Genomic DNA, 11,697 nt, shown 5'->3' with positions numbered 1-11,697 from the left:
TAAAAGATTGTTTGTATTTTTGACACCTATAAAATCATGTCTAATGAGAAAAATCCAAATGGTTGACTTACAAAGTCAATATCAAAAAATAAAAGATACGGTTGATGCTTCTATTCAAGAAGTTTTAAACTCTTCAGCGTATATCAACGGACCTTATGTTCATGAGTTTCAAGCAGATTTAGAAAAATATTTAGGTGTTAAACACGTAATTCCATGTGCTAATGGTACTGATGCTTTACAAATCGCAATGATGGGCTTAGGTTTAGAACCAGGTGATGAAGTAATTACTGCTGATTTTACATTTGCTGCTACTGTAGAAGTAATTGGTTTATTAAAACTGACTCCTGTTTTGGTTGACGTCGAACCTGACACGTTTAATATTGATATTGAAGCTTTAAAAAAGGCAATTACTCCAAAAACTAAAGCAATTGTTCCTGTACATTTATTTGGACAATGTGCAAATATGGAAGCTGTGCTTGAAGTTGCCGCAACACATAACTTATTTGTAATCGAAGATAATGCACAAGCTATTGGTGCTGATTACACTTTTGCTGACGGAACTAAAAAGAAAGCAGGTACGATGGGTAATGTAGGAACCACTTCTTTCTTCCCTTCTAAAAATTTAGGATGCTATGGTGATGGTGGTGCTATTTTCACAAACGATGATGAGTTAGCACACACGCTTCGCGGAATGGTAAACCACGGAATGTATAAACGTTATTACCATGATGTAGTTGGAGTAAACTCACGTTTAGACTCTATTCAAGCAGCAGTGTTAAAAGCGAAACTACCTTTATTAGATAGCTATTGTGATGCTCGTAGAAAAGCTGCGGAATATTATTCAAATGCTTTTGCTAATAATCCGAATATCATTACGCCAACCATTAGCGATTTTACTACGCATGTTTTCCATCAATATACATTGAGAATTACCAACGGAAAACGTGATGAATTACATCAATATTTATTAGACAACGGTATTCCAAATGCCATCTACTATCCTGTTCCGTTACATGCTCAAAAAGCATATCAAGATGACAGATACAACGAAGCTGATTTTACGATTACCAATCAATTGATTGATGAAGTAATTTCGTTGCCTATGCATACAGAATTAGATGAAGAACAATTAGCTTTTATTACTAAGACAATCAACGATTTTTTAGGGTAAAATGACAGAAAAAGAAAACGAGTTAAAAAAGAAACAAATAGCCTTAAGGAAGGTTTATACTTTAAACATTCCATTGTCTATACTTTTTGTGCTTGCTTTTTCTTTTGTTGATCCTTATTTACCAAGAAAAGGAGGTAAACCTCCAATGATTGAAGTCATGGATTATTCAACTGCGGTAATTCAATCTGGTGTTCTATTATTTATTATATTACTAATCAGTTATTATTGGATAATTTCAAAAAAGAAAAAAGAAATAGAAAAGATAGAAAGAGAAATTCATATTGAAAAAAAAGGTGTTAAAAAGTACAACTCCATTTCAAATTTCAGACAATAATAATGAAAACAACTCTTTAATTATGAATCAAAAAATTAAAACATTAAAAATTATTCATCTAGCAATGGTTGGTGGGGTAACTTTAGGATATACAATTTTGGGTGACTTTGCAACCATTTTTAATATGGTTATTGATAACTCATCGCTACTATATGCATTTATTCCTGCCATCGCCTATGTATTTGGTAACTTTATGTTTAAAAACATGTTGCAAAAAATACAGAAGGATGCTCCTATAGAAGAAAAATTTGCAGTTTACCAAAGTGCATCTATCGTACGATGGGCTATTTTAGAAGGAGCTTGTTTTGCTATTATGGTATTAAAACCAGATTTTTTATTACTAGGAGTAATTTTATTAATTTATTTGATTCTTTTGGCTCCCAAAGAATCTCAAATTTTACAGACTTTAGGAATTAAAGATTCTGAATTACAATAACAAAAAAGCGAACTCAAATGAGTTCGCTTTTTACTTTTTATATAAATCGATTTGATTATGCCTCAAAACTAGCTCCACTAGCTGCTACGTTTCTATCAATCTTACGCATTAATCCTTGTAATACTTTCCCAGGACCTACCTCAACAAACTCAGTACCTCCATCTGCAATCATTGCTTGTACGCATTGTGTCCACTTTACTGGTGCTGTTAACTGCGCTATTAAGTTTTCTTTAATCTCTGCAGGATTTGTTACAGCTTTTGCCACTACATTTTGATATACTGGACAAATAGGTTCACTAAATGTAGTTTCTTCAATGGCTGCTGCTAATTCTTCACGTGCAGGCTCCATCATAGGTGAGTGAAATGCTCCTCCAACTGGTAATACCAATGCTCTCTTAGCTCCTTTTTCTGTTAACGCTGCACACGCTTTTTCTACTGCTTCAACTTCTCCTGAAATTACTAATTGTCCTGGACAGTTATAATTTGCTGCTACTACTACTCCATCAATTTCTGCACAAGTATCCTCTACAACATTATCTTCTAAACCTAATACCGCTGCCATGGTAGACGGTTGAATTTCGCAAGCTTTTTGCATTGCTAATGCACGTTTAGAAACTAACTTTAATCCATCTTCAAAAGATAACACTCCGTTTGCAACTAATGCTGATAATTCACCTAATGAATGACCTGCAACCATTTCTGGTTTGAAATCATCACCTAAAACTTTCGCTAATATTACCGAGTGTAAAAAGATAGCTGGTTGTGTTACTTTAGTTTGTTTTAATTCTTCAGCAGTACCTTCAAACATTACATCGGTAATACTAAATCCTAATATATTATTTGCTTTTTCAAAAAGTTCTTGAGCTATAGGAGAGTTCTCATATAAATCTAACCCCATTCCTGTAAATTGTGCTCCTTGACCTGGAAAAATATACGCTTTCATTTTTTTATTTTGTTGTTTGTTTAACCCTGCAAACATACAACTTTTAAAATTACTATCTTCGTTTTATGACTGTACAACAAAAATCGGAAGCCCGACTTATATACTTAATTTTGGCTTCATTATTTATTGCTTCTTTAGTAACTTCTAACTTAATATTTCAGAAGTTTTTTTATTGGAACCCTTTTAATTTATATCGTTTTGAAATATCGGTTGGTATACTTCCCTATCCTATTACTTTTTTAATTACAGATCTTCTATCTGAAATTTATGGAAAACGAAAAGCTAATCAAGTAGTTATTGCAGGTATTTTTGCTTCTTTTTTTTCAATGTTTATCATATTAATTGCAGACTATGCTCCTGCTATCCAAAATTCTCCTGTAGACAACTCAATATTTTCTAAGGTTTTTAGCTTATCACCTTTAGCGGTATTAGCCTCTATGTTAGCTTACTTAGCAGCCCAATTTATAGATATTCGTATTTTTCATTTTTGGAAGGATTTAACCAAAGGAAAACATTTATGGTTACGCAATAACTTTTCTACCTTTTTATCTCAATTTATAGATACTTTTACAGTACTATTTTTATTGTGCTTTTTTAAGATACTTCCTTGGAATATTTTTGGAAGCTTACTTATTAGTGGGTTTTTATTTAAAGTAATAATCGCGGCTATGGATACTCCTGTACTCTATGCTGCTGTATTTTGGTTTAGAAAAAAATTCAGTTTAAAAATGGGCGAAGAAATAGTAGAATTATAATTGAATATTTATTTTATGCTTAACAAGTTTTTTTACCGAATATTTAAAGATCAACTTTCACTTTCTGAAGCGTTAGCTATTCATTTGAATCTATTAGCAAACCTAATTGTTTTTGTTCTATTAGGTTATTTATTATTTAAACTGTTTAGGTATATAGGTAGAAAGACTCTTCATAAAATGGCAGCAAAAACATCTACTAGTTTTGATGATTTGCTTATTAAAAACAAAACTTTTTTAAACTTATCTAGAGTTGTTATTCTTATCATCGTTTATAATCTTTTAAAAGAAATACTTGTTGATTTCCCTAATCTATTTACTTATGCTGAACGTATAACTACGATAGCCATTATTTTTGCTATCATATGGTTTATTCATAGTATTTTATCAACAACTAAAGATTTTTTACGCACAACCCCAGCTTTTAAAGACAAGCCTTTAGAAAGCTATGTCCAGATTTTTATGGTAATACTATGGATTATAGCTACCATATCTTCATTTTCTGTATTAACTGGTAAACCTCTTATTAAGTTTTTAACTGCTCTAGGTGCTTTTTCTGCAGTTTTATTACTTATTTTTAAAGATACCATTCTTGGTTTTGTGTCAAGTATTCAAGTAGCAGTTAACGACACTGTTAGAATTGGAGACTGGATAACTATGGAAAAATATGGTGCCGATGGTGATGTTGTTGAAATAAATCTTACTTCTGTTATTATTAGAAATTTTGACAATACTATTTCTAGTATCCCTACGTATTATTTAACATCAGACTCTTTTAGAAACTGGAGAACGATGAACATTTCTGGTGGTAGACGCATAAAAAGAGCTGTTTTAATAAAAATAAGTAGCATTCGTTTTCTCACAGATGAAGATATAGAACGATTTAAAAAAATTGAATTGATTTCTGAGTATATAACCAAAAGTAGTGAGGAGGTAAACGCATATAACAAAAAGCACAACGTAGACAAATCTGTACTAATAAACGGTAGAAACCTGACTAATTTTGGGACTTTTAGAATTTATTTAGATCATTATATCCAAAATCACCCTAAAATAAATCAAGATATGCTTTTGATGTCTCGTCAGTTAGAACCTACCCCTAATGGAATTCCACTAGAAATTTACGCTTTTAGTAGAGAAAAAGTATGGACGGAATACGAACGAGTTATGGCTAATATTTTTGATCATATTTTAGCTTCTGTTAAATATTTTGATTTGGAAGTTTTTCAAAATCCATCGAGCATTGATATTGCTAACCTGAAAGAAACAAAAGCAAGTGAATACTAATCCCAGTACATCTTTATGGCAAATAGCCATACAAAAGTTTAAACGTAGTAAAACAGGAATGTTAAGTTTTTGGTTTATTATCTTTTGTGGATTTGTTGCTGTATTCTGTTATGTTTTAGCTCCAGACAATAGTAACTCTGCAAATCAAATGCATTTGGAAATTCACTCAAAACCTCCAGGGTTTTCAGTACAAATGCTTAGCATTCCTGTAGAAAACAACAATCAACAAACTTGGTTTTCTGTTTTTATGAAGGGAAAACAAAACACTTCAACAGAAATACCTATTACATCCTTTTCAGTTGAAAACAATCAATTGGAAGTTATCAAGTATGCGGATGGATTACCTAAGGAGTTTCCTGATTCTTATGAAAAGTATATTCAACAAAAAACATTTTATTTAGGTACTGATAAATACGGACGTGATTTGTTAAGTAGGTTGTTAATTGGAGCTAGAATTTCATTTTTCATTGGTTTTATTGCTGTTTTTATTTCACTCCTTATCGGGATACCTATCGGAGCTATTGCTGGATATTTTGGAGGAAAAATAGATGATTTTATTATGTGGATTATCAACATAACTTGGTCAATTCCGACATTATTATTGGTAATTGCCATTACCCTTGCCCTTGGTAAAGGTTTTTGGCAGGTATTTATTGCTGTGGGATTAACTATGTGGGTTGAAGTAGCTCGTGTGGTACGAGGTCAAGTTATTACTACCAAACAACAACAATATGTGGAAGCTGCCAAAGCCTTGGGTTTTTCAGATTTCAGAATTATTTTTAAGCATATTTTGCCTAATATTTTAGCTCCTATTATTGTAATATCTGCAGCTAATTTTGCAGCAGCAATTCTTATTGAAAGCGGATTAAGTTTCTTAGGAATTGGAGCACAACCACCTACTCCTTCTTGGGGGGCTATGATTAAAAATCACTATAACTATATCATTTTGGGAAAACCATTTTTAGCTCTCATTCCAGGTTTAGCAATTATGAGTTTAGTGATGGCTTTTATGCTAATTGGGAATACACTTCGTGATGCTTTGGATGTAAAAGCTTAAAACCGTCTAGAATAAACATCTAAACGGTTTTATCTTGATACAACAGTAGCTATTGAATTTTTATTTGTTACAAAACAGCAGTAACTATTTTCTTACTATTATCTTTTTTGAAATTTTATTTTGGTCATCAAATAACAGTACATTATAAACTCCTACGGGAAGTCCTTTCAAGTTTATTTCTTTTGTAAATGATTTGTTTTCTATAAAATCTTTGCTTTCAAAAACCATTTTCCCATAAAGGTTAACCACTTTAATATTTACATTTCCTTTATTAGGAATTTCTGCTTTTATCTTTAATCGTTCTGCAACTGGATTTGGAGATAAACTCATTGATATTTTTTCATTTACTTCATCATTCATTCCCCCTCTTGTTATTTTTCTTACATTGCCACCGCCATACTCAGAAACATACATTTCTTTTCCTGATTTACTAGCTATAATTCCTGCTGGATATGCATAAGTTGCATCAGAAACATAGCCATCGCTCCCTCCATAAACACTACCTGAATAAACCTCTACACTATCAATTTTATTTGGATGTACTTTGTATATTTTATGTTCTCCATATATCGTTGCAAAAAGACGTCCATTTGCATACGTTATAAATGCCAAGTATGGAAAATCTGTTCCAGAGTCTGGTACTGTAGCTACATATTCTAAATTCCCTTCAGTACTTAAACTATAAATCTGTCTTCCTACATAATTTCCAATAAACAGCTTTCCATCCCTATCAAAGGTTAAACCTACTGGGTATAATAAAGGTGCTCCTTGATGTAGAGTTATTACAGAACCATCTTGTAATAATTTATTTACACTACTATCTAATGAATTGGTAAAGATCATAGCATCACTATAAAAATCTTTTACCAACCCCGACGGATACCCTCCGACATTATAACTTTTAAGTAAATTACCATTTTTATCGTACTTGTGAATTGCACCTCCTAAAAACTCAACAACAAAAAGATTATCATTAGAATCAAAAGCTAATCCGTTAGGACTTTTTAACCCTGTAATAAAAACACTTACTTCATTATTAGGAGTAATCTTGTATACCGATGTCCCGCTATAGTTTCCAAAATTAGATCCATATAAATTTCCTTCGGAATCAATAGCTAATGCATCATCAATATCAATTGTTGGTGAGTTTAAAATTGTAGATACTGTGTGATAGCTTTGTTCTTTTAAAACTAAATCTTGTGAGTATCCATAAATACTAAATACAAGTAAAATTAATGTGTAAAACTTTCTCATTTTAAATCGTTTTAAATTAATAGTTAAAAATTATTCAATATTGAAACGACTCAAAACTATCTAGAAATCACCTAAATACGAAAACACATATCTTACAATTTATAAATCGTAAGATATTAGTCACACATTCTCCTTTAAAATAAAACTCCTGTCTTGCAGCTATTGGAAACACAGCTATTTGTTAATTTTAGTTAAGTAAGGGATAGCCTCACTTTTATTACGGGTTTATGTTTTTTTGCTGATTTATTTATCCCTTAATTTGACAAATTTTTAAATTAAAATTCATGTTAAAGAACATTTCAAATTTAGGTTCAACTTTGAACAAACAAGAACAACAATCTATTAATGGAGGAATAATTCAATGTCGTTTTATCCCTTACCCTTGTGATGATGGTTATGAATTTGATGAGAATTGCGTGTGTGTTCCTATGCCAATGTAACTACAATTAATTAGCGAACTCCGGTTCGCTTTTTTGTGTTCTATAATTTCTTTATATAATATGAAGGAGTAAGCCCTGTATACTTTTTAAACGATCTATAAAAAACATTACTGGATGTGAATCCTGCTATATCTGCCAAATGCTCTATTGTTAATTTTCTATACTCAAATGTTGTTTCTAGCTTTTTTAGCATAAAAGAAATTCTAAGATCATTGATAAAATTAGAAAATGATTTTTGGTAATTTTCATTGATGACTTTAGAAAGATACGACGTATTTGTATTGATTAATTTTGCGGTTTTAGCAAGCGTAATATCTTTTTCTAAATAAAATTCTTTTTCAATTAAATTTGATATCGCCTTTTTTATTTCTTCTTCTTTTTCTTCTTCAATTATTATTTCATTTTTCTTTTTAGACTCACTACTTATGGATTGTATTAATTCTCTATTTTTAATATAAAGTAGATGCTTTTTTTTCTCCTCCTCTTTATAAAAATAAATAACTATTCCTGTTATAATTAACAGCGATACTAGTAACACTCCAAACAACCATATTTTCCCTTTCTGTTTTCTTATTAGCAAACTATTATTCTCTTCTTTTTTCTTTAATAAGGCAATTTTCAACTCTTTTTTGTCTGATTCATACTTCTCGGTAATTTCATATACCTCCTGCTTTACCTTTAAGTTATCTATGGAATCTTTTAATTTAAGATAAATAGTGTTATGTTCCATAGCTTGTTTATATTTTCCTACCTCCGCATACAACTCTCTTAAATTATGGTGAACTTCCATAGTTTCATCTGCCGTTGTATATCTTAAAGCCTTATTAAAATAGGTTATAGCTTTATCATATTCCTTTTTTATCCAATATGCTTTTCCTAAATTGCTATTTAACCAGTTTAAACGGCAATACGTATTATTTTCTAACCCTTTTTTTGCATAATAAATAGCTGTATCTCCTTTTTGTTTTTGAATATAATAACTACTTAAATTCGAATAATATGTAGGCAGCATTAACTGCCATTTATTTTTAGCGGCTATTGCAGTTGCTTCTATAGTATACTTTAACGCTTGTGAGGGTTCTTTATCATTTTTAAACAAATTTGCTATCTTATAAAGCATATAACTTCTTGCATTACTGTCTGGAACATACGGTAAAGCTTTCCCATAATATTCTTTTGCTTTTTTGATATTATTTAATTTATCGTGAATAAATCCTATTCTATTATATCCTTGATACAATCTACCTGTATCTCTTTTCGTAACCAGAGGCAAAGGTTTTTCTAACTTATCTTCTGCTTTTATATGATATATTAATGCTTTTGGATAGTCTTTTTTATACAGATAAATTTCTCCATAAAGTAAATAGGCATCAGTAATAATACTATCACTAAGATTTTTTGTGCTGATTATTTTTTTTAACTCTTCGAGAGCTTCCTCTGTATTTGCTTCCCAATATGCCAGCTTTGATTTAAATAAATTAACATAAATAACAAACTCCTTTTCCTTACTTTCATTTGCTATTATACTCGCTTTTTCCAAATAAACTCTTGAACTATCAAATCTTTTATTCAAGCCATATTCTTCCGTCTTTTCAAGCTGTTTAAAAATAGCTTTACGGATATTTTCTTGTTTCGTGATTGCTTGATCTACATGGACTAAACTTAACAATCCTACTAACAAAATCAAGAAGTTTTTAATTGGTAAAACTTGTAACATTTAATTCTAAATTTTATAAAATGTAATTTTGGAGAATGGCTAGTAATGTTTTTACATTTGCATAAACCCCGAATCTTTTTTTAAAGATTCTAAATTACATTTTTTACTTTTTTATTATGAATTTTACAGTAAGTTTTACTACTCGATGGGCAGATTTTGATGCCAATATACATATGCGACACACAGCCTATAATGATTATGCAGCTGAAGTTAGGCTTCGTTATTTTAAAAAACACGATGTTACCATCCAAGATTTTACAAAAGAAAATATAGGCCCTATATTATTTGAAGAAAATACCAAGTTTTTACGAGAAATACATATGGGTGAAGATATAACGGTAAACTTAAAAGTTACTGATTTATCTAGTAAAGGAGAACGCTGGAAAATACAGCATGAAGTATTTAATGGTGCTGGTAAATTGTCTGCGGTTATCTCTGTTTATGGTGCATGGTTAGATTTAACCAAACGTAAATTAGCTACTCCTCCTGTTAAGTTTCAAGAAATTTTTAAAAAGGCAGAAAAAACTGAAGACTTTAAAGAAATTCCTTTAAATAATTAATATGAGTACTTCTAGGAAAGTCAAATTAGTTATTACAATTATAGCCTTGGTTGCTGGTTATTGGTTACAACAAAATGAAAACACTAATAACCAACCTTCGTCAACAACAGAAACAGCAAACAGTAAGTCTAACAGTTTTAATTACCTACCTACCTCAACTACTGGGAACATTGTTAAACATAACGGATATCAGTTATCATATAGCGAACAACATGAGCAGGCAGAATGGGTTGCCTATTCTTTAGATAAAAGTGATATTGTATACACTAATTACAAACGTCCTTTTTTTATTGAAGATCCTAAGGTAAAAACAAAATCTGCAGATTGGAGAAATTATAAAAAATCAGGTTATGACAAAGGTCATTTATGTCCTGCAGGTGACAGACGAGCTTCTCAAAAAGCTCATGATGAAACATTTTACACCTCAAATATCTCTCCTCAAAACCATGAGTTTAATGCAGGAATTTGGAATAAGCTAGAGCAAAAAACTCGTTACTGGACTAAAAAATACAATCATTTATATGTCGTTACTGGTGGCATTTTAGAGTCAAATTTAAAAACCATAGGAAAAGAAAAAGTAAGTGTACCTAATTATTTTTACAAAGTATTACTAGATTACACACAACCTGAAATTAAAGCTATTGCCTTTTTAGTTCCCCATAAAGATAGTAACAAACCTTTATATGAATTTGTAGTTTCTATTGATGAATTAGAGCAAAAAACAGGCATCGATTTTTTTCCGGAATTACCTGATAATTTAGAAAACCAATTAGAAGCTTCAACTGATTATAAAAACTGGAGTTTTAGGTAACTTTCCTGAATTTCTCTTTAATATCTACGTTTTTTCTCAAAAACATATGAAAGAACAATACCATGACTATTTCCTAAAACAGAATCACTAAATCCTGCATTATAGAAGTACACAAGTTTTAAGTTTTTTAGAGCATAAATACCTGCTAAAAAATTAATTGAGGAACTACTTCGGTAACCAGTACCTATTTCGAATTTATTTTTATAGTTAACAGCTATATTTAAATCAACTTGCATTGGTGCACCTCCCTCATATTTTAAAAAAGCACTAGGTTTAATTATTACTTCCTCAAATCGATTGGTAAAAAAACGATATCCGAAATAACCATAAACAGGGTTTGATATATCTAAATCGTCTCTAGATGCTAATTTGTCTCCTAAAAGATTTGGTAACGAAACCCCTGCATAAAAATCTGCATGGTTATACAAAAATCCAATACCTACAGTTGGTACAGTTACATTCATGTTTTCAGAAAACTCTACGTCATCTGTAATACCTAGCTCTAACAGGTTCTCATGAAACTGCTGAACTCCTGCTGTTAGACCAAACGATATTACATGTTCATTATAATGCTGCCAATAAGGTCTATCAACCTCAGTATCAAAAAATATTTTATACGAGTACGCGGCATATGCATTTGTATAAGTACTTACACCTATTTTATCTCTTATAATAGCTCCACCCAACCCCATTTTCCTTCTAGCTATGGGAGTATGAAAACTTAAAGACAATGTTTTGGGGCTTCCTTCAATACTATTTATATACCCGTAATTACTAAGTGTGATTTCTGCTCCATCAGACATTCCTGTATAAGCAGAGTTTATAATAAACGGATTGTAATTATACTCTGGATACAAAGCTGTTTGTTGTCCCCAATTATTCTGAAATACCATTATAAAAATAAATAGTAAAATATAGTTTCTCATCTCTTTCAT

The 11,697-nt window shown here is 30.9% G+C and carries 13 protein-coding genes; 9 read left to right on the top strand and 4 right to left on the bottom strand.

Features of this window, described 5'->3' with window-relative positions:
- The first annotated feature begins 43 nt into the window (after nt 1-43).
- Genes ACQY6M_RS06010 through ACQY6M_RS06000 form a run of 3 tightly spaced genes read left to right on the top strand, consistent with a single transcriptional unit; the run spans nt 44 to nt 1,941 of the window.
- Entirely contained in the window at nt 44-1,171 is a 1,128-nt protein-coding gene (locus ACQY6M_RS06010) for a DegT/DnrJ/EryC1/StrS family aminotransferase (protein WP_428741313.1), read from the top strand.
- A gap of 1 nt (nt 1,172) precedes the next feature.
- Entirely contained in the window at nt 1,173-1,505 is a 333-nt protein-coding gene (locus tag ACQY6M_RS06005; RefSeq protein ID WP_428741314.1) for a hypothetical protein, read from the top strand.
- Between the two features lie 22 nt (nt 1,506-1,527).
- Nucleotides 1,528-1,941, top strand: coding sequence for an MFS transporter (locus ACQY6M_RS06000; RefSeq protein WP_428741315.1), 414 nt, complete (start codon nt 1,528-1,530; stop codon nt 1,939-1,941).
- A 55-nt stretch (nt 1,942-1,996) separates the two neighbouring features.
- On the opposite strand, the gene fabD is transcribed toward ACQY6M_RS06000, so the two are convergent.
- Nucleotides 1,997-2,884 carry an ACP S-malonyltransferase gene (gene fabD / locus ACQY6M_RS05995; protein ID WP_428741316.1) on the bottom strand — a complete coding sequence of 296 codons (888 nt, stop codon included), beginning with the start codon at nt 2,882-2,884 and terminating at the stop codon, nt 1,997-1,999.
- 65 nt (nt 2,885-2,949) lie between these two features.
- Here fabD and ACQY6M_RS05990 point away from each other — a divergent pair, with 65 nt between their 5' ends.
- From ACQY6M_RS05990 to ACQY6M_RS05980, 3 genes are read left to right on the top strand one after another with little or no spacing between them, the layout of a single operon-like run.
- A complete protein-coding gene (locus ACQY6M_RS05990) occupies nt 2,950-3,639 on the top strand; it encodes a queuosine precursor transporter (protein WP_428741317.1) in 690 nt (229 codons plus the stop codon).
- 15 nt (nt 3,640-3,654) lie between these two features.
- Complete coding sequence (locus ACQY6M_RS05985; protein ID WP_428741318.1) at nt 3,655-4,923, top strand: mechanosensitive ion channel family protein; 1,269 nt, start codon at nt 3,655-3,657, stop codon at nt 4,921-4,923.
- The gene (locus tag ACQY6M_RS05980; protein ID WP_428741319.1) at nt 4,913-5,980 is read left to right on the top strand and encodes an ABC transporter permease; all 1,068 of its coding nucleotides are present in this window, start codon (nt 4,913-4,915) and stop codon (nt 5,978-5,980) included. The genes ACQY6M_RS05985 and ACQY6M_RS05980 overlap by 11 nt, the downstream gene beginning before the upstream one ends.
- 84 nt (nt 5,981-6,064) lie before the next feature.
- Here the strand turns inward: ACQY6M_RS05980 and ACQY6M_RS05975 are convergent, their stop codons facing one another.
- Nucleotides 6,065-7,234: a T9SS type A sorting domain-containing protein gene (locus ACQY6M_RS05975; RefSeq protein ID WP_428741320.1), complete on the bottom strand. Its 1,170-nt coding sequence runs from the start codon at nt 7,232-7,234 to the stop codon at nt 6,065-6,067.
- A gap of 284 nt (nt 7,235-7,518) precedes the next feature.
- Here ACQY6M_RS05975 and ACQY6M_RS05970 point away from each other — a divergent pair, with 284 nt between their 5' ends.
- A complete protein-coding gene (locus tag ACQY6M_RS05970) occupies nt 7,519-7,674 on the top strand; it encodes a hypothetical protein (protein ID WP_428741321.1) in 156 nt (51 codons plus the stop codon).
- A 40-nt stretch (nt 7,675-7,714) separates the two neighbouring features.
- On the opposite strand, the gene ACQY6M_RS05965 is transcribed toward ACQY6M_RS05970, so the two are convergent.
- A complete protein-coding gene (locus ACQY6M_RS05965; protein ID WP_428741322.1) occupies nt 7,715-9,391 on the bottom strand; it encodes a tetratricopeptide repeat protein in 1,677 nt (558 codons plus the stop codon).
- A gap of 116 nt (nt 9,392-9,507) precedes the next feature.
- Here ACQY6M_RS05965 and ACQY6M_RS05960 point away from each other — a divergent pair, with 116 nt between their 5' ends.
- Both ACQY6M_RS05960 and ACQY6M_RS05955 read left to right on the top strand, forming a co-directional pair.
- Nucleotides 9,508-9,951 carry an acyl-CoA thioesterase gene (locus tag ACQY6M_RS05960; RefSeq protein WP_428741323.1) on the top strand — a complete coding sequence of 148 codons (444 nt, stop codon included), beginning with the start codon at nt 9,508-9,510 and terminating at the stop codon, nt 9,949-9,951.
- Nucleotide 9,952: 1 nt separating this feature from the next.
- Complete coding sequence (locus ACQY6M_RS05955; protein WP_428744930.1) at nt 9,953-10,762, top strand: DNA/RNA non-specific endonuclease; 810 nt, start codon at nt 9,953-9,955, stop codon at nt 10,760-10,762.
- 17 nt (nt 10,763-10,779) lie between these two features.
- Here the strand turns inward: ACQY6M_RS05955 and ACQY6M_RS05950 are convergent, their stop codons facing one another.
- The gene (locus tag ACQY6M_RS05950; protein WP_428741325.1) at nt 10,780-11,697 is read right to left on the bottom strand and encodes a PorP/SprF family type IX secretion system membrane protein; all 918 of its coding nucleotides are present in this window, start codon (nt 11,695-11,697) and stop codon (nt 10,780-10,782) included.

Origin of the sequence: Tenacibaculum sp. (genome assembly GCF_050290165.1) — a bacterium.
Classification (GTDB): Bacteria; Bacteroidota; Bacteroidia; order Flavobacteriales; family Flavobacteriaceae; genus Polaribacter.
This window is presented reverse-complemented; position numbering and strand designations above follow the sequence as displayed.